General features: G+C 36.3%; 15 protein-coding genes. 12 read left to right on the top strand and 3 right to left on the bottom strand.

Annotated features, from left to right (window positions below):
• Positions 1 to 7: 7 nt before the first annotated feature.
• From GQ45_RS12855 to GQ45_RS12865, 3 genes are all read right to left on the bottom strand, one after another.
• Positions 8 to 1,372, bottom strand: a complete 1,365-nt coding sequence (locus GQ45_RS12855; RefSeq protein ID WP_047418618.1) for an HTTM domain-containing protein — start codon at positions 1,370 to 1,372, stop codon at positions 8 to 10.
• Positions 1,373 to 1,375: 3 nt separating this feature from the next.
• Positions 1,376 to 2,500 carry an imelysin family protein gene (locus tag GQ45_RS12860; protein WP_047420390.1) on the bottom strand — a complete coding sequence of 375 codons (1,125 nt, stop codon included), beginning with the start codon at positions 2,498 to 2,500 and terminating at the stop codon, positions 1,376 to 1,378.
• Between the two features lie 72 nt (positions 2,501 to 2,572).
• A complete protein-coding gene (locus GQ45_RS12865; protein ID WP_047418620.1) occupies positions 2,573 to 3,793 on the bottom strand; it encodes a DUF4856 domain-containing protein in 1,221 nt (406 codons plus the stop codon).
• A gap of 248 nt (positions 3,794 to 4,041) precedes the next feature.
• Between GQ45_RS12865 and GQ45_RS12870 the strand changes: the two genes are divergently transcribed.
• From GQ45_RS12870 to GQ45_RS12925, 12 genes are all read left to right on the top strand, one after another.
• On the top strand, positions 4,042 to 4,458 hold the full coding sequence (locus GQ45_RS12870; RefSeq protein WP_047418622.1) for a hypothetical protein: 417 nt from the start codon (positions 4,042 to 4,044) through the stop codon (positions 4,456 to 4,458).
• A 103-nt stretch (positions 4,459 to 4,561) separates the two neighbouring features.
• On the top strand, positions 4,562 to 8,389 hold the full coding sequence (locus GQ45_RS12875; RefSeq protein WP_047418623.1) for an efflux RND transporter permease subunit: 3,828 nt from the start codon (positions 4,562 to 4,564) through the stop codon (positions 8,387 to 8,389).
• Between the two features lies 1 nt (position 8,390).
• Entirely contained in the window at positions 8,391 to 9,629 is a 1,239-nt protein-coding gene (locus GQ45_RS12880) for a TolC family protein (RefSeq protein ID WP_047418624.1), read from the top strand.
• 4 nt (positions 9,630 to 9,633) lie between these two features.
• Positions 9,634 to 11,421, top strand: coding sequence for an efflux RND transporter periplasmic adaptor subunit (locus tag GQ45_RS12885; RefSeq protein WP_047418626.1), 1,788 nt, complete (start codon positions 9,634 to 9,636; stop codon positions 11,419 to 11,421).
• Positions 11,422 to 11,429: 8 nt separating this feature from the next.
• A complete protein-coding gene (locus GQ45_RS18140; RefSeq protein ID WP_047418628.1) occupies positions 11,430 to 11,864 on the top strand; it encodes a hypothetical protein in 435 nt (144 codons plus the stop codon).
• 40 nt (positions 11,865 to 11,904) lie between these two features.
• Positions 11,905 to 14,547, top strand: coding sequence for a multicopper oxidase domain-containing protein (locus GQ45_RS12895; RefSeq protein ID WP_047420392.1), 2,643 nt, complete (start codon positions 11,905 to 11,907; stop codon positions 14,545 to 14,547).
• A gap of 31 nt (positions 14,548 to 14,578) precedes the next feature.
• Positions 14,579 to 15,214, top strand: a complete 636-nt coding sequence (locus tag GQ45_RS12900) for a DUF3347 domain-containing protein (RefSeq protein WP_047418629.1) — start codon at positions 14,579 to 14,581, stop codon at positions 15,212 to 15,214.
• Positions 15,215 to 15,667 carry a heme-binding domain-containing protein gene (locus GQ45_RS12905; RefSeq protein WP_047418631.1) on the top strand — a complete coding sequence of 151 codons (453 nt, stop codon included), beginning with the start codon at positions 15,215 to 15,217 and terminating at the stop codon, positions 15,665 to 15,667.
• 22 nt (positions 15,668 to 15,689) lie between these two features.
• On the top strand, positions 15,690 to 16,253 hold the full coding sequence (locus GQ45_RS12910; protein WP_047418632.1) for a DUF3347 domain-containing protein: 564 nt from the start codon (positions 15,690 to 15,692) through the stop codon (positions 16,251 to 16,253).
• A gap of 578 nt (positions 16,254 to 16,831) precedes the next feature.
• Positions 16,832 to 17,491 carry a class I SAM-dependent methyltransferase gene (locus tag GQ45_RS12915; RefSeq protein ID WP_047418634.1) on the top strand — a complete coding sequence of 220 codons (660 nt, stop codon included), beginning with the start codon at positions 16,832 to 16,834 and terminating at the stop codon, positions 17,489 to 17,491.
• Positions 17,492 to 17,774: 283 nt separating this feature from the next.
• Positions 17,775 to 18,326, top strand: coding sequence for a potassium channel family protein (locus tag GQ45_RS12920; RefSeq protein ID WP_052188381.1), 552 nt, complete (start codon positions 17,775 to 17,777; stop codon positions 18,324 to 18,326).
• Positions 18,327 to 18,346: 20 nt separating this feature from the next.
• A complete protein-coding gene (locus tag GQ45_RS12925; protein WP_047418636.1) occupies positions 18,347 to 18,829 on the top strand; it encodes a nuclear transport factor 2 family protein in 483 nt (160 codons plus the stop codon).
• Positions 18,830 to 18,851: the final 22 nt, after the last annotated feature.

The following is an 18,851-nucleotide window of genomic DNA, read 5'->3' on the forward strand; positions in this document are numbered from 1 at the left end:
TTTTTGTTTAAAAACCTTTGATTTCATCCTTAAATTCCAATATCCAGTTCTTAGGCCCAAACGACTCTTCTTGCTCCAGTAAATTTACTTTTGGGTCAATATAAGGTTGGCTCAACCTGCCATTCAGTGCCACATAACTTTCTACATAGACCGCTATATTTTTATGGCCATGGGCTGTAAAATGTTTTCCGAGCAACTGGGCGTACTGAAGGATAAAGTCGGGTTGGGTGCTCATCTGTTTTTCCTGAAATGTTGACAGAAAATCGGTATTGTCAACAAGGAAAGCTGTTCCTTTTTTTTTATCCACAATCTTAAATTGTGCATATCCGGCTTTTTCCATTAGCATTACCCGCCAAGAAAAGCGGTATCCTTCCTCGGTCCAAAAAAGCTCATTTTTATAGAGCAGATAACGCCAAGGAAAAAGTAACTGAAAGGCAATAAACAAACCCACGATAAGCATTGGAGTCTTGGTTTTGTTGCGATAGGTTTTATTGCGTATCCCAGCATCTGTCTTTTCCTTTTTAATCCTAAAAATAGTCGAAATCGTTTTCAATATTTTATGGTGGACTCCCGCATCGAAAAAAACGAGTGCGCTCACGATCATCACATAGGGGAACATACCTATGGGAAAGAGGATTCGGGTCATCAAATGAAAAATCACCACCAGACCGAAAGCTGCCCAACGGGTGGGTCTATAAAACAACAAAAACGGTATCGCCAGATCATAGGCAGCACCACCCCAGCTAAAGGCATAGTGAAGCCATTGTTGCTGCATTAAATTTCCCAACAATGGCAAGTCATATTGGGCCGGCAACCATATCTTAAGCGGCATTGCCTCAACGAGCCAGTCGCTGTTCAGTTTTGCCAGACCGGCGTAGAAATAGACAAGTGCAATCAATAATTTTATGGCATCAGTGGTCCATTTGGGGATCTGTTTATAGGCCTTATCCCTATCCCTTTGGGCATCCATTGAATAATAGGCATTTGCCGGGAGGAAGATCATTAAAAAACTAAGGCAGCTAATAAAATAATAATGGTTAAGATAGGTGGTCTTATCCATCAATTCGATATAGGTAAAGCTTAAAAAAAAAATTATGATCGCTATCCTGTATCGATAACCTAAAGCAATACAGATTGCCGCCATAGCACAAATAAAGAATAATAAATAGGTATAAACGCCCAAAGGCTGCACCCATTCAAATCCATAGTATGAAAAAAATAATTTAGGCTGAATATACAATTTGTCAATCCAGCCATTGCTCCAAAAACGGACAATACTAATAAACATCATAAGACCGAAAAAAATACGAAAGACCGCCAATGGGGCGGCCTCGGTAGTTTTATTTCGATATGTATTTAAACGCGAAACCATTGACTAATCGCCATCGGCATCTACATAATCCACATTTATGCCCAATGCCTGCAACATATCCACTTTTAAGAGGATAACGTTGCGTTGTAGCTCATCATAGGTACTTAGCATTTTGGTATTGTCAGTTTCAATCTGTAGAGCAAAATTATTGTTTAGTTCATTTGCTTGGGTTTCTGCAGCATTGAATTGAGCGTTGATAAGACTGCTAAGGTCTTCCCCATTTTTAATGCTATTCAAAAAATTGAGGTAAGTATTAAAACTTTCTCCAGTCGCATTGTTGTTAAAATATTTTCCATTAAAAAAATCTTGGCTTGCCTTAACTGCTGTTAGCAGCAATTGTTTGGAAAAATCTTTTTTATAGCGAGCCTCTACATTTTGGGGTAATGGTTGTTGGGAGAAAACACCTGCGGGTATCCCCACTTTGCCCGCCCGCAACGATTTTTCAAAATAGAAGATATAGTCGTTCGCCATTTGGTCAACAGATCCCGTTGCCGACGAACTTGTATTTGCGACAAAAACATCCCTAAAGCTGGCATTCCAATCGTCGAGTACTGTTGTGGTCAATTGCAGGATAGTCTCCGTAAGGGTGCCGAGATAATTTTTATATCCCTGGGCATTGCCGTTGACGGTATAGAAGCTTACAATTTCGGTATCTGTTGCGCCAAGGCCGTTGATCAGATAATCTATAGCAGGGAAACCTTGTACATCTATTGTAGATGGCAAAGCCAAGTCATAACTGCCAGTTTCTATAAAATTTTCTATTCTTTGGGTGTCAGAGGGGTAAATATTCAGTCGGTTCCTGTACCTTACTTCTTCGGCTTTGCCAATTTCAAACATAGAGACCTTTTGAAAGGCAATATAGGATGCGGCCCACGAAGCTCGCAAATCCTGAAGGTTTGCCTCTGTAGGCTCATTTGCAAAGACCGTTGCAGCAGTGTTCAGGTTTTCGGCCTCTGTTTTAAAAGAAGTATATGCAGGGACAATGATATTATCTGCCCAATTTAAAAGCATTGCGCCACGATCAAAATTATTGTTAGCCGGTGGCAAGTTTTCGTTCCCATTATCTTTTGAACACGCTACAATCAGCAGTCCGATACTAATAAAACTCCAAAGTTTCCAGTGTTTCATAACTATTTTTTTTAAATCAACCGATTTTTCCATCGGCGGTAAATCGGTTGATGTGGCTAATTCAATTTTTATTTAATTTGCGCTGGCAGCTTGCTCGACCGTGAAGTCAAATTTAGCGGCAATAGCTTCAGTAATACTGTCCAGTGTTGAAGGTTCAAGGTCCCAAAAACCATTGAGTCCATCCGCCAAGAGAGCAGATGTAAAACCATCAACTTCGCTTGTGCTAAAGAAGGAAGTATCTGTACTCTGGTTTCTAGTAAAACGCAAGCTAAAAACAAACCCATAACCCTCAGAAAGGTTTTGGAATGCGGCGCCAAAATCACCGTTTGCAAGCAAATTTTTTCCTTGTTGTAAATAGTATACCGCACGTATGGCAATTACCTCGGATATTTTTTGACGTATAATGGCAGCCTGGGTATCCCGTACTGTATAATCTTTTGCCACTATCGCGGCACGACCCAATTTGAATGCATCAAAAATATCGGCAGCAATGGTAGAAAAATCCGGGTCTGCGTTTACTGTGCCCAAATAATCATTCAAAAAACTATCATCGCCCCCAATGGTTACATTCGGGTTGGCTGCATCAACGGATGTTCCGTAGAGGTATCCATAGGCCTCGTCCCAATTATGTTCCATCGTGGTAAAGGTCTCTCCATCCTCTGTAATCCCATTGTCGTTGTCCGCAACTTTATTATCAGCATCAAGAACAGCTATGCTGAGATAGTTGTTAAGCATCTGATCTGCCATCAGCGCCCCAATAAGGCTTTTTGCAAACATTTGGTTGTACACAAGTCCTTTAGCGTTAACATACCGGGTTTTTGTCCCATCGGCAAGTTGACCGGCACTGCCAGCGACTGCTAGGACATCCTTGTTAGGGAATACCTCATTGACCTGACCGGAAATATAGCCATCGAATAGGTTTCTTATAGCTGCCGCTTCTGTGGTGTTTGCGCTAAAATAATCTTGGGACGCAGCCGTTTTACTGCGTACGTTTTTATCTGACGCATTTAAGGCAGCGTCTGAAAAATCTAGGTCCCCTTCCTGATGTGCATACATTGCCTGCAAGGATATCACAGTCGTGTTTTCGAAATCTGTAAAGGAATTCAGGATTTCTTCAGCCATTAAAATTCGGGTGGTCTGGCCACTAAAATCCACTGTGGATTGTCCATCTCTTTCGAAGGTGTAGTTTGAAGGCACCTCAATGTTTGAGGTTTCAGTAATCGGCTCATCATCAGAAGAACACGAAGCAAAAATAAGGCTTCCTATAATTGCGGTAAAAAACATTTTTTTCATCATTAAATTTATTTAGACTTAATATAAGTAAGTGATTATTTCAGCGACAAAAATAGAAATGAAATTTAAAAAAACAAACTTATTTAGAACAATTCTTAATAATAAATTTAAAACAGGTTTGTATTCGGCATTTTTCTAGAAATTAGATAATCTTTCATATAGATTTAGGAGAATATGTTGCATATGAAATCAAAATTATTTGTTAAATAAAGAAAATTTACTTGAAATTTTGTATTTTTGTAAAATTAATGAAGAAAATCTTTTTTAAAATATCAACATTCTCTATGGCACTGTTAGTGTTGTTGTCAACCGTATCATTTACGGTAGATAGTCATTATTGTGGAGATATTTTTGTGGACTCTTCATTACTTGGTCACGCTCAAACTTGCGGTATGGATGTTCAACAGCAATCGCAGTCATCAGAGTGTGATATTTCTAAAAAAGATTGCTGTAGTGATGAACAAATTACTATTAAAGGACAGGAAACTTTAAAAACGTCTTTTGACAAGATAGAAAAAAGCCAACAGATATTTGTTGCCGTATTTATCCACACCTATATAAATCTGTTTTTTGAACCTCAAACAGATTTCAATTCTTTTAAAAATTACTCACCTCCTCTCTTGGTCAGGGATATTCAAGTTATAGACCAAACTTTCCTTATTTGAGAGCATATTTATGATTAATTGCCATGCTATTGATTTAGCGTGGTCATAGGTATTTATTGCCTTTGGAACATTTCTTTTATTTCCAACCCAATAATCTCATAAAATGCTTAATAAACTCATAAAATATTTTTTAGAGAACAAACTGGTTACCGTTCTCATTTTAATAACTTTAATTACTTGGGGAGTTGTTACTTCTCCCTTTAATTGGGACACAGGATTCCTTCCGAAGGATCCCGTACCAGTCGATGCCATACCCGATATTGGAGAAAACCAGCAAATCGTTTTTACACAATGGCCAGGGCGTTCTCCACAGGATATCGAGGATCAGATATCCTATCCAATGACTACTTATTTATTAGGAATACCGGGTGTAAAGACCATTCGAAGTTCTTCTATATTCGGATTTTCCAGTATCTATATTATTTTTAATGATGATATAGAATTTTATTGGTCGCGTTCTCGTATTCTAGAAAAACTAAATTCGTTACCGGCAGGTCTATTACCTGATGGTGTAACCCCAACCTTGGGACCAGATGCAACTGCGTTGGGTCAAGTATATTGGTATACTTTAGAAGGCAGAGACAAAGATAACAACCCTACTGGTGGTTGGGATCTACACGAAATACGAACCGCACAAGATTTTTATGTAAAATATGGACTTAATGCCGTTGATGGTGTTTCTGAAGTTGCTTCCATTGGTGGATTCGTACAAGAATATCAGATAGATGTAAACCCAGATGCCCTTAAAGCATATAATATTCCATTGCACAAAGTAATGCAGGCTGTACAGAAATCTAACAAGGATGTAGGCGCAAAAACCATAGAAATCAACCAAGCGGAATATCTCGTAAGAGGTTTAGGATACGTTAAAAAAACAGAAGATATTGAAAAAGCCGTTGTTGCCGTTCAGGATAACGTTCCCGTCCGTATTAAAGATATTGCAGTTGTTAGTTTAGGGCCTGCTACGCGTAGAGGGGTGCTTGACAAAGGTGGGGCGGAAGTTGTAGGCGGAGTTGTAGTCGCAAGATATGGCTCAAATCCATTAGCAGTTATTAATAATGTAAAGGAAAAAATAAAGGAAATAGCTCCAGGATTACCAAAAAAGACATTGGCTAATGGAGTTGAAAGTCAACTAACCATTATTCCATTTTATGACCGTACACAACTAATACATGAGACCATTGGGACTCTAGAAAATGCCCTATCACACGAAATTCTGATTAGTATAATTGTTGTGTTAATTCTGGTACTGAATTTACGAGCTTCTATTATCATTTCGAGTTTATTGCCAGTTGGTGTATTAATGACCTTTATCGTCATGCGATATGCAGGAGTAGATGCCAATGTAGTGGCACTTTCGGGTATAGCTATTGCTATTGGGGTCATGGTCGATGTCGGGATCATCTTCATAGAAAATATTATTCGCCATCTAGAAATGCCCGAAAACCATGGAGTAAAAGGTAAGAAACTAATGCAGGTAATCTATAAGGCGACCATTGAGGTGGCATCGGCAATTACCACGGCGTTAGCTACTACAGTAGTCAGTTTTGTCCCTGTTTTTGCTATGGAATCTGCCGAAGGAAAACTTTTTAGACCATTAGCCTTTACCAAAACTTTTGCATTGTTAAGTGCTTTTGCTCTGGGTCTTGTTATACTACCAGCCTTCGCACATTTCATATTTGGCATCGACTATAACAAAAAAAGGGTTCGCAGATTCTGGGGCATCCTATTGATCGTGGCGGGGATTATATTCTCGATTTATGCCTGGATGATATTACCACTGGCTCTCAGTTTAATTGGAATAAATAATATTTTAGAACCCAGATGGTCCGAAAAATATAAGGCATTTCCCAATTACATCAATTTAGGGCTAACGATTTTCATTGCTTCTTTTTTTCTTACAGAAGAGTGGATGCCATTAGGCCCTCAAAACGGTATTATTATCAACTACTTTTTTGTTTTGTTTTTGATTGGAATTATTTTGGCAGCATTAATGGCTATTGTTCATTTTTACACACCTGTATTAAGATGGTGTTTGCAAAATAAAGGAAAATTTATGCTTATCCCTTTTGTGACGCTGTTTTTTGGAGTATTGATTTGGATTGGATTCGATAGTACTTTTGGAATTGTAGCTAAAGGCTTTGAAACTGTAGGATGGAAAAGCATTAGACAAACTTCGGGTTGGCAAGCCGCCTCAAATAGATTTCCTGGAATAGGTTCGGAGTTTATGCCATCTTTAAATGAAGGCAGCTATCTATTAATGCCAACCTCAATGCCACATTCAGGATTAGAATATAATAAGAATGTGGTAGGACAATTAGATATGATTTTGGGAAGTATTCCAGAGGTGGATTTAGTAGTTGGAAAGTTAGGTCGTGTAGAATCTGCATTGGATCCAGCACCTATTTCAATGTATGAGAACATCATCAATTATAAGCCTGAATTCATTTTAAATGAAGAGGGTCATAGGGTTCATTTTAAAGTAGATAAAAAAGACAGATTCATTACCGTTCATAAAGATACCCTAACCAATGAAGAAGCTTTGAAGCAGGGGATTACCGAAAAGGATTTAATCAAAGATGATAATGGTGAATTCTACCGTAACTGGCGGTCACAGATTAAATCGCCAGATGATATTTGGGATGAAATAATAAGAGTAACCAAAATACCAGGGGTCACTTCCGCTCCAAAATTGCAGCCTATAGAAACGCGGTTAGTGATGTTGCAAACTGGTATGCGTGCTCCTATGGGAATAAAAGTATATGGTCCTGATTTGAAAACCATTGAGGATTTTGGGATGCAATTAGAAGTGATACTAAAAGAAGTGTCATCCGTTAAGGCCGAAGCAGTATTTGCCGATCGTATTGTCGGAAAACCTTATTTGCACCTTAATATTAACAGAGATGAAATTTCAAGATATGGACTTAATGTTGAAGACGTACAACAAAGTATTGAAACCGCTATTGGTGGAATGAAAATATCTTCTACAGTCGAAGGTAGAGAGCGTTTCCCAATTAGAGTGCGTTATCCAAGAGAATTAAGGGATGACCCAGAGTCCTTAAGTAAGATATTGATTCCTACACCTGTGGGGGCTCAGATTCCACTTTCACAATTAGTCGATTTTGAATATGTAAGGGGACCACAAGCCATCAAAAGTGAAAATACTTTTTTAGTTGGTTATGTTCTTTTCGATAAACGAGAAGGCAATGCAGAAGTAGATGTTGTAAACGATGCACAAGAAGCTATTCAAAAAAGAATTGATGCTGGGGAATTAATCGTTCCTGCTGGAATTAGCTATAAATTTTCAGGTAGTTATGAAAACCAGATTAGAGCAGTAAAAAGATTGTCTATCGTAATACCCATCAGTTTGATCGTAATATTCTTGCTCCTTTTCTTTCAGTTCAAAACCGTCATTGCATCATCTATTCACTTTTCGGGCGTATTTGTCGCTTTTGCGGGAGGATTTATCATGCTGTGGCTTTATGGGCAGGATTGGTTCATGAATTTCGCTATATCAGGTGTCAATATGCGTGATCTGTTTCAAATGCATACCATCAATTTAAGTGTTGCAGTTTGGGTAGGTTTTATTGCCCTGTTTGGAATAGCCACAGATGATGGTGTTATCATGGGAACCTATATACATCAAGTTTTTGAGGAAAAAAAACCAGATACAATAGAAGGAGTAAGGGCAGCTGTTTTGGAGGCAGGTAAAAAAAGAGTTCGTCCAGCAATGATGACAGCAGCTGTGGCAATTATTGCACTCTTACCAGTTCTAACCTCTACGGGGAAAGGAGCAGATATTATGATTCCTATGGCTATCCCAACCTTTGGTGGTATGACCATACAGATTATGACCATGTTTGTAGTTCCTGTTCTCCAAGCGTATTGGAGAGAAACAGTTATTAAAAATCAAACTAAAAAATTGAAATAAAATGAAAAGGATATTTACAATACTAATACTATTTACAAGCATGGGATCGTTTGCCCAGACCTTGGAAGAATATTTCAAGGTTGCTGCCGATAATAATCCTGGACTGCTTTCTCAATACAAAGAATTTGAGGCTGCATTACAAAAAGTACCACAAGTAAGTACTTTGCCCGATCCATCACTTTCGGTGAGTGCGTTTGGTCAAATGGTTGAGACAAGGGTAGGGCCACAAATGGCTAGGTTTTCGTTATCCCAGATGTTCCCTTGGTTTGGGACATTAAAAGCACAGGGCGACGCTGCAACTTTAATGGCCGAGGCCAAGTATCAATCTTTTTTAGATGCACAGAATAAACTTTACTATGATGTGTCAGCTGCATACTTTCCTTTGTATGAACTCCAAGAATGGGCAAAAATAGAGGAAAGGAATGTTGCTATTCTAGAATCATATAAAACCATTTCCAATTCAAAATTTAAAAATGGAGCAGGAACATTGGTAGATGTTTTGCGTGTGGATATCATGTTAAAGGAGTCGCAGACAAATTTGAAAATTCTAAATAAGAAGGGAACTCCCTTGTTAGCATTATTCAATAAATTATTAAACCGTGGTGAATTAGAATCTGTTATCATCAGCGACACCTTGATTATAGACCCAATGCAATTAGCTTATGTAAAGGACTCACTTGTTGTAAACCATCCTCTTTTGAATGCACTTGAATTGAGGATAAAGGCGGGGCAGGCTTCTGAAAGAGCAGCAAGCAAACAAGGCTTACCAAAATTAGGGATAGGTTTAGATTATATAATGGTTGGGGAGCGTACTGATTTAGCACCAGGAGTTGCTACTCCACCCGATAATGGAAAGGATGCTATAATGCCAATGGTAAGTGTTACCCTTCCTATTTTTAGGCGAAAATATAGAGCGGCAGTTAAAGAGGCTCAATTAATGCAAGAAAGTTATACACTTCAAAAAACAGAAGTGACAAATTCGTTGAATTCAAATTACGAAATGGTACTGTTTGATATTCGGCAACAAACCGATTTAATTTCACTTTTTGATCAACAAATTAAGGAATCGGAGCAAGCGCTCAATCTTTTATTTAGGTCATATTCTAATTCAGGAAAGGATTTCGAAGAGGTTTTGAGAATGCAACAGCAATTACTTAGATACGACAAACTGAAAATAAGTGCGTTAACACAATATCAAATTGCATTGGCTAAATTAAATTATATCACAGCGAAAAAATAAAAGTATGAAAACAGAAACTAAAAAAATAATAAAAATAGCCTTTTCCACCTTGATTTTAGGCTTGTTTTTCGGGTCGCTATTGTTTGGGGGTTCAGAGAATAAAAAAGCTGATGAACACCAACATGATAGTGAAAATGTCAGTGAAACCATTTGGACTTGTTCCATGCATCCACAAATTAGAAAGAATGAGCCAGGCGCTTGTCCAATCTGTGGAATGGATTTAATTCCATTAGAGGAAGATAACAATTTAGAATTGGATCCTATGGCAATTAGCATGTCACAAACTGCAATGCAGATTGCAAATATCTCAACAGAAATAGTGAGTAAAATAAAACCAATCAAGTCTCTCAGGTTGAACGGTAAAGTTCAGGCAGATGAGCGGTCTGTCTATTCTCAGTCATCCCATATACCTGGACGTATAGAAAGGTTAATGGTGAATTTTACTGGTGAATACGTGAACAAAGGACAAGTTATTGCCTCCATTTATTCCCCAGATTTGGTTAATGCTCAAGAAGAGCTTTTCGAGGCCAGAAAAATTGTCGAAACACAGCCTCAATTGTTTAATGCAGCAAAGGAAAAATTAAAGAACTGGAAACTTTCTGATAAACAGATAACACTAATCCTTGAATCAGGAGTCGTTAAAGAGGAATTACCTATTTATTCGGATGTCTCTGGTTATGTAACCGAAAAGATGGTGAATCTAGGTGATTATGTTAATAAGGGTAAAGCCATATATCAAATTGCAAATCTCAGTAGTGTTTGGGTATTATTTGATGTTTACGAATCGGATATGGCATGGGTAAAAAAAGGAGATGAAGTAAGTTTCACTATCCCCTCGTTACCAGGAGAAACATTTAGGGGTAAAATTTCTTATATAGATCCCGTTATTGACCCTATGTCAAGAGTATCAAAGGCAAGAATTGAGATAAACAATAAAAGTTTAAAATTTAAACCTGAAATGTTCGTTTCCGGAATTGTTGATGCAAAATTACCTGTCAAATCAAACGTTATTGTTATTCCAAAAACCGCTGTGATGTGGACAGGTAAACGTTCTGTTGTTTATATTAAAAACACCTCTTCCAAAGGAGTAAATTTTGTGATGCGTGACGTTACTTTAGGACCATCTTTAGGAAATGGATTTGTAGTAAATGAAGGTCTGCAAGATGGAGAGGAAATAGCTGTTAATGGAACCTTTAGTATCGATGCCGCAGCACAACTGGCAGGAAAACCCAGTATGATGAATCCAGAAGGAGGGCCAGCTATGACAGGGCATAATCATGGTGGCGGGGCAATGCCTACCTCAGATGAACCACAGAAAAAACCGATTTCTAAAAAGGTCTCCGTGAATCAAAAGGCAAAAGATGTGCTAAAACCCCTTCTAACCGAATATCTAATAATGAAAGACGCTTTAACCAATGATAATTTGGATGAAGCAAAACAGGCGGGAACGAATATTCTCAAATCCATGGAGGGTATAAATATGTCCTTGTTTACCGGGGAATCGCATAGTGTTTGGATGGGGTTGAGCAGTGATTTAAAGAATACGCTTCAACATGTTCAGCATTTCAAAACACTGGAAGAGATTCGAAAAGCATTTCAACAGGTTTCAAATACTATGCTTGGTTTGGAATCCTCATTTAACCCAAATAATGAAACCCTATATGTTCTGCACTGCCCGATGGCTAATAATAACAAGGGCGCGGATTGGTTGAGCACCTCCAAAGAAATAAAAAACCCATACTATGGGCAGGCAATGCTTACTTGTGGAGAGGTTACTAAAGAAATAAAATAAATACAAAAATGAAAAAATTAGCAAAACCATTCGTATTACTATTATTAGTAACCTTTAGCTTAACAGCTTGTAATTCAAAAACGAAACAGAATAAAGAAAAAGAAACAGCTGTAGTTACACCACAAAAGGAGACAATTCAAGAAACACAACAAGAGTACCAAGTAGGTGCCAAAGTGCCAAACGATTTAGTTTGTATGGTAAACAATGCCTATATGGGAAAACCTCAAATACCAGTACCTGTAAATGGTAAGACCTATTATGGTTGTTGCCAAATGTGTGTTGGGAAATTAAATAGTGATGCTGTTGCCAGAACAGGTATAGACCCTTTTAGTTTCAAACCAATTGATAAAACGGAAGCTTATATTGTTTTAATGAAAAAAGAAGGCGAAGTAGCCTATTTTGAGTCTGAAGAAAATTACAGTAAGTTTAAAAAATCTCATTAAAGATACTACCTGAAAAAGGTGGATTTTAAAAAAAATGAAAATGAAAACAAAACTAATAATACTATTCCTACTTGCATTAACTACTGGCGTTTTTGCTCAGGAAGTGCAAGTAACTGAAGGAAATCTAAATAATCTTCCAGTACGAGAACACACGATTACCTTACGTGAGGCTACCGTAAACAAAGCAGGGAAAGAGGTTATGGGAATGACCGTTAACGGAACAATTCCTGGTCCTACCTTAGAATTTACTGAAGGAGAATACGCGGTTATTTATGTAAAAAACGAAATGAGCGAAGAAACATCGGTGCATTGGCACGGTTTGTTATTGCCTAATTTCTATGATGGCGTCCCGTATTTAAATACTCCACCTATCGAACCTGGGCATACACAGAAATACGAGTTCCCTATCAAACAATCTGGAACTTATTGGTATCATTCGCATACGATGTTACAAGAACAAAGTGGTGTATACGGTTCAATTGTGATAAAACCCAAAGAAAAAACGTTGGAATATGACAAGGAATTGGTATTGATGTTATCTGATTGGACAAACGAAAAGCCAATGAATGTTCTTCGTAATCTAAAACGAGGTAATGAATGGTATGGCATACGAAAAGGAACGGCAACACCTTTAAACCAAGTAATTGCACGTGGAGCATTTGGCGCACAGCTTAATTTCTGGCGACAACGTATGGAAGGTGCAGATATAGCAGATGTATACTATCCTGCATTTTTAATAAATGGCGAAGAAGGTATTGAGTATCCAGAATTTAAAGCTGGTGAAAAGGTACGATTGCGAATTATAGATGGTGCCGCCTCAACGTCCTTTTGGATGACGTTTGGTGGGGAAACACCTGTATTGGTTTCTTCAGATGGATTAGATGTTGTTCCTTTAGAAAGAAATAAAACATTTATAGGTGTAGCCGAAACGTATGACTTTATTGTCACGGTACCACAAGAAGGTAAGATGGAATTTAGAATTACTGCGCAGGATGGTTCTGGTACTGCATCAGCTTTTCTTGGAAAAGGCGAAGTGCTGCCAGCCGAGATTGTTGAGAGGCCAGATAAGATAGGAATGATGCAGAAAATGGCAAAGATGAATATGAAAATGGGAGCCCCCGCTTTAAAGTATCGCCCAAAAAAGGATGAACGTTTTGAGATGAAAGAAGAATATGGTATGCAGATGGGTAAAATGGAAGGTATGAAAATGGATGAAGAAATGAAGATGAACCAATCTAAAATGCCTGAAATGGATATGAGTAAGCTAAAGGATTCTTTGGGAATGGGTAAAATGGAAGGTATGAAGATGGATCATTCAAAGATGTCTGGAATGGATATGAATAAGCCAGAAGATACTACAGCAATGGGCAAGATGGACCATTCTAATATGGCAGGATTGGATATGAAAAAAGACAAGAAAATGTCTGGAACGAAAATGCCTAAAGATTCTATGTCAATGGATCAATCTAAAATGGAGGGTATGAAGATGGATCATTCCAATATGGTAGGAATGGCTATGCAGAAACCAAAAGATACTACAGCAATGGGCAAGATGGACCATTCTAATATGTCGGGAATGGATATGAAGAAAGACGAAACAATGTCTGGAATGGATATGAAAAAAGAGGATTCTATGCCAGGAATGAAGATGGAAGGAATGGATCTATTTGCCGAATACAATTATGATTATTTGAAGTCGCCCAACAAAACGACCTATGATAAGAATGTTCCCGTTAAGGAAATATTACTAAACCTTACTGGTAATATGAATCGTTACATCTGGAGTATGAATGGTGTACCATTGTCTGAGGCTGATAACATCAAAATAAATAATAAAGAAGTAACACGCATTACCTTCAATAACCTGACGATGATGCACCACCCAATGCACTTGCACGGGCATTTCTTTAGAGTACTTAATGCAAATGGAGAATACTCGCCATTAAAGCACACGGTAAATGTGCCACCAATGCAAGAAATGACTATCGAGTTTTATGGAAATAATGGCGATGAATATGGTGATTGGTTTTTCCATTGCCACATTTTATATCATATGATGGGTGGTATGGCAAGAGTAGTGTCTTATGATACACCAAGAGATCCAAGAATGGGTGAATTTCCAGCTTCAAAAATTATTGCAGAAACAGATAAATGGTATTCTTGGGGATTGGTAGATGCCGCGTCGCATACTACTGGTTTTAATTTAATGACCTCTAATATTAGAAATCAATTTAATGCCTCCTTTGAATATGGGTGGAACCAGAATCTGGAAGGAGAATTTACGTATGAACGTTATTTACATGATTATTTGAGAATTTTTGGTGGTGTTAATTTTGAGAATTCAACACGTGATAGCTTAGATGAATTTAGCACAACAGCAGTTGTTGGAGTAAGATATTTAACACCTTACTTATTCAATTTAGATGTGCGCGTTGATAGTAAATTAAGACCAAGAATTGGTCTGGGACGTAGCATAATGATATTCCCAAAACTGTCTGTATTCGGTTATTATGAATATCAAATAGATTTAGGTTTCGTAGATGACTTACCAATAAATAAAGACTTCACTTCAGAAACCGTATGGAGTGCAGGAGCAGAATATATGCTATCAAGAAATTTTTCATTAATGGGAAGTTATGATAATCGTTTTGGAGCAGGTGGCGGATTATCAATAAGATTTTAACAAAAATAATATTAACACTAAAATAATTAAAATGAGCAAATTAAAATTAACATTAGGCATGGTTGCGTTAGCATTTATGACTTTAACAGCGGTGTCTTGTAAAGATGCAAAAAAAGAAAACAATAACTCAAATGAGCACCATTCAGAAATGAGTGCTGATGAAGATCATTCAAAAATGGACCATGATAATAATGATGGTCATCACGACGGTGAGAAAACGGAAATGACAACAAATGGTATTGGAGATGGAAATGCCGAAATGGTACTAAAAGATTATTTTAATCTAAAGGATGCTTTGATAGCAGATGATAATGCAAAAGCAAAAGAATTAGGCGGGAATTTGGCAAAAAGTTTAGGGAATTTAGATGTTTCTAAATACGTAGATACACAAAAATCGGAATTAAATGAAATTATTGAAGATGCCGTAGAACATGCGGAACATATTTCAGAAAGCCCAATGGAACATCAAAGAGAGCATTTTAAAATTTTAAGTAAAGATTTAACAGATATGGTAGCCATTACTGGAACTGCGAATACTTTATATGAGCAATTTTGCCCAATGTACGATGGTGGTAGTTCTTGGTTGAGTAGAAGCGAAGAGGTTCTTAACCCTTATTACGGAAGCAAAATGCTTAAATGTGGTAAGGTGCAAAAAGAGATTAACTAAATGAAGATAGTCAAAATTATAACATTGGTTTTATTGGTAGCGTTCGTGGGGATTCAGTTTATTCCTACGACACGTAATCAAAGCGACCTTATACCTGAAACCGACTTTATGTTGGTCAATAAAGTACCTGAAACAATTCAAAAAAAACTTCAAGTATCTTGTTATGATTGCCACAGTAATAATACTAAATATCCATGGTACAATAAAATCCAACCAGTTACTTGGTTTTTAGAAAATCATATAGAAGAAGGAAAAGCTGAACTCAATTTTAACGAATGGGATTCGCTATCAAACCGAAGAAAGAAAAGTAAACTACGGTCAATTATAAAGCAGATTGAAAGTGGTGAAATGCCTTTAGAATCTTACACTTTAATACATAAAGACGCAACATTTACAGAAGCCGAAGCAGTAGAAATGATCAGTTATATAACACAATTAAAAGATAGTCTATAATAAAAATTTAAAATCAGAAAAAATGAAAAATTTAAAAATGAGTATAGCAGCAATGCTATTGTTAGCCGTTTCTTTTACCAATGCACAGGAAAAGGAAAAAATGAATCACGATCATGGAGATATGAAAATGGATCATAGTAAAATGAAAATGGACCAAATGCAAGACGCCAAAGCAGAAGCAGTTCTTGCTGATTATTTTACTTTGAAAGATGCTTTAGTTGGAGATGACACAAAGAAAGCTGCACAATCAGGCACTAAATTAGTGGCCTCTCTCAAATCATTTGATAAGAGTAGCTATACTAAAGAACAACAAGAAGAACTAGTTGATATCATAGATGATGCCACTGAACACGCTGAACATATTGTTAAAAGTGCCATAGATCATCAACGAGAGCACTTTAAAACTTTGAGCAAAGATATTACAGATATGGTATCTATTACAGGGACAAAAAACACCTTGTACGAGCAATTTTGCCCAATGTATGACAAGGGTAGTGCTTGGTTAAGCGCAAGTAACGAAGTAAGAAATCCATATTATGGCAGTAAAATGCTTAAATGTGGTAAAGTTCAAAAAACTATTCAGTAGATATTCATAGTTTAATAATCATTCCAATTTTCTGGTTTATTAGTTAACAGAAGCTTGTATGATTAAGGAGTCTGGATAGTTTTTAGTCCTGTCGTGGGAAGGAAAACAATGTTGATGCTTAGTGTTAGTTCCTTCCCAAGTCAGGCACAATGAATTTTGAAATAGTAATGTTGCTTTGTTTAATAGCAGCCTGCACAAGGGGGAGAGATTAAATCCCTAAGAATAAGAGTATCTCTCTTCCTATGTCAGGCAAATACAAACTTTGAAAAAGAGAAGTTTAGTGAAAAATACTTGATTATGAGAAGTAAGCATTTTGGCAGGAATATTAGTTAATAGCAGCAACCTTCTCATTCTCAGGTATTATTTAATATGTTCAATTGCTTTAATTAAAGTATAGAACAAATAGAGTTTATGAAACAATATTGTAAAAGTGGTTGTGACAAAAAAAGAAAATCAAACAGGTCTAATGAAGTGGTTTAATTACATGCTGTATATAGATATGGCATTTATTGTGTTGAGTGCTTTGCTGATGAAGCTAATCAATTTTATATATAGAAACCTAGTAATAACTAACTAAAATGATAGTAAATAATAACAAAGAATATATACCTGCTTTAGGCTATGATTGGCTAACAAATTTTTATGATAAGGCTATCAAATTCACAATGCCAGAGAAAGAATTTAGAAATAAATTGATTGATTATTTAAATCCAGGTAATAACGAGCAAATTCTTGAATTCGGATTTGGTACAGGTCAGAATTTGATTTTAGCAAGTGAGAGAAATATAAATACTCATTATGTAGGTTTAGATATTGATCCAAAGGTGAAATATATTGCTCAAGAAAAATTAACTAAAAGGCAAATTAATATCAAGCTTGATCTATATGATGGAACTGTTTTTCCATATGCAGATAATACTTTTGATAAAGTGTTCAGTTCATTGGTATTTCATCAGCTTGATAAAGAGACTAAAACTTCATGTTTAAATGAAATTAATAGAGTTCTTAAACCAAAGGGAGAATTAATAGTTGGGGATTGGGGTGAGCCAAAATCTAAATTGATGAGAATCTTATTTTATGTAGTACAAATTCTTGATGGATTTGAAACAACTTCTGATAATGTAAAAGGATTAATGCCACATTTTATAAGTAATACAGGATTTTCTAACGTTCAAGAATTGAGTTATATCAATACAAAAATTGGGAGCTATTGTTATTATAAAGGATTAAAAAAATAATCATAACAAAATCAAGCTAAATAAAAGAGAACAAAAGTGAAATACAAGACTTACGATTTAACATCGATTATATTTTTAGTAATGGTAACATTATTGTTTAAAGGATGTAAAAAGACAATTAATAGATAAACAATGAAAGAATGTTGTAAAAGTGGATGTGATAAAAAAACAAAAAAGACTGGATTAAGAAAGTGGTTAAATTATTTACTCTATGCAATAATTGCAATTATAGTGTTAGGAGCTTTGCTACTTCAATTATTTGATAAAAAATAAATATTCAAAAATGCAAAAAACAATTGATATATCAGAGTTCAGTAGCTTCTACAAACAGCTATTTAAGAAGCTTTTATTAACGACAATTTTGGTTGTAGTTATCTCACTGAGCTATGTCTTGTTGACGTCCCTTAATGTTACTCATCCAACCCTATCATATATTATAGTGGTGTTGGCATCTATAAAAGCTTTTTTTATTGTACGTCTAACCTTCATCCAGCTCACTAAAATAATTGGCGAAAGCCATAAACTTAGTCACGTGTTAACACTTTTTGGAGTTTTAATTCTCTTAATAGTGTTGTCATTCTCATTCGATTATCACGCCTTATATGCAACAAATGTTGATAGTTTCAAAACAACATTGACAGGAAACACATCATTAATTGGTCAATTTTTCGAGTTTTTATATTTCAGTTTAATCACTTTTTCTTCAGTTGGCTTTGGAGATATCGTTCCAATTTCTGTTGTAGGAAAAATAATAGTAATGCTAGAAGTCCTTTTAAGCTTTTTTGTTTTGGTTTTTGGTATTGCCAATATTAATAGAATACACGTGGATAAATAACCCTTATTAAAACTATAATTATGAAAGTACTAAAATTAATTACACTAGTAACTGTTCTTATTGCATCAGTCAATTTTACCAATGCACAAAATAGCAAGGATACAGCAGATAAGCAAGACGTTATCGCCGTAATGAAATCATACAAGGATGCTTTGCAAAACTTAACTACAGAGGGAACATTTGAGTTGTTTACCGAAGATTCTAAAGTATTTGAATCTGGAGGTGTAGAAGGTTCTTATGCGCATTACATTGAAAATCATCTAGGACCAGAATTGGGTCACTTTAAAAGCTTCACTTTTTCAGATTATGAAATCGATGTTCAGGTTGATGGCATTTATGCCTTTACAACTGAAACCTATTTATATACCATTGTATTAAAGCCCAATGATAAAGGCGAAAGTAGAACTATAGCTAAGAAAGGAGTAGCAACTTCCATTCTAAAGCAAATAGATGAAAAATGGAAAATTATTAAAACTCATTCTTCTTCAAGAAATAAAAAATAAAATCATATGAAACTACCAATTC

Source organism: Cellulophaga sp. Hel_I_12 (assembly GCF_000799565.1).
Classification (GTDB): domain Bacteria; phylum Bacteroidota; class Bacteroidia; order Flavobacteriales; family Flavobacteriaceae; genus Cellulophaga.

What these genes read in the sequence shown, in the direction of transcription:
- GQ45_RS12855 (WP_047418618.1), bottom strand. Translation starts at nt 1,372, where the DNA reads ATGGTTTCGCGTTTAAATACATATCGAAATAAAACTACCGAGGCCGCC.
- GQ45_RS12860 (WP_047420390.1), bottom strand. Translation starts at nt 2,500, where the DNA reads ATGAAACACTGGAAACTTTGGAGTTTTATTAGTATCGGACTGCTGATT.
- GQ45_RS12865 (WP_047418620.1), bottom strand. Translation starts at nt 3,793, where the DNA reads ATGAAAAAAATGTTTTTTACCGCAATTATAGGAAGCCTTATTTTTGCT.
- GQ45_RS12870 (WP_047418622.1), top strand. Translation starts at nt 4,042, where the DNA reads ATGAAGAAAATCTTTTTTAAAATATCAACATTCTCTATGGCACTGTTA.
- GQ45_RS12875 (WP_047418623.1), top strand. Translation starts at nt 4,562, where the DNA reads ATGCTTAATAAACTCATAAAATATTTTTTAGAGAACAAACTGGTTACC.
- GQ45_RS12880 (WP_047418624.1), top strand. Translation starts at nt 8,391, where the DNA reads ATGAAAAGGATATTTACAATACTAATACTATTTACAAGCATGGGATCG.
- GQ45_RS12885 (WP_047418626.1), top strand. Translation starts at nt 9,634, where the DNA reads ATGAAAACAGAAACTAAAAAAATAATAAAAATAGCCTTTTCCACCTTG.
- GQ45_RS18140 (WP_047418628.1), top strand. Translation starts at nt 11,430, where the DNA reads ATGAAAAAATTAGCAAAACCATTCGTATTACTATTATTAGTAACCTTT.
- GQ45_RS12895 (WP_047420392.1), top strand. Translation starts at nt 11,905, where the DNA reads ATGAAAACAAAACTAATAATACTATTCCTACTTGCATTAACTACTGGC.
- GQ45_RS12900 (WP_047418629.1), top strand. Translation starts at nt 14,579, where the DNA reads ATGAGCAAATTAAAATTAACATTAGGCATGGTTGCGTTAGCATTTATG.
- GQ45_RS12905 (WP_047418631.1), top strand. Translation starts at nt 15,215, where the DNA reads ATGAAGATAGTCAAAATTATAACATTGGTTTTATTGGTAGCGTTCGTG.
- GQ45_RS12910 (WP_047418632.1), top strand. Translation starts at nt 15,690, where the DNA reads ATGAAAAATTTAAAAATGAGTATAGCAGCAATGCTATTGTTAGCCGTT.
- GQ45_RS12915 (WP_047418634.1), top strand. Translation starts at nt 16,832, where the DNA reads ATGATAGTAAATAATAACAAAGAATATATACCTGCTTTAGGCTATGAT.
- GQ45_RS12920 (WP_052188381.1), top strand. Translation starts at nt 17,775, where the DNA reads ATGCAAAAAACAATTGATATATCAGAGTTCAGTAGCTTCTACAAACAG.
- GQ45_RS12925 (WP_047418636.1), top strand. Translation starts at nt 18,347, where the DNA reads ATGAAAGTACTAAAATTAATTACACTAGTAACTGTTCTTATTGCATCA.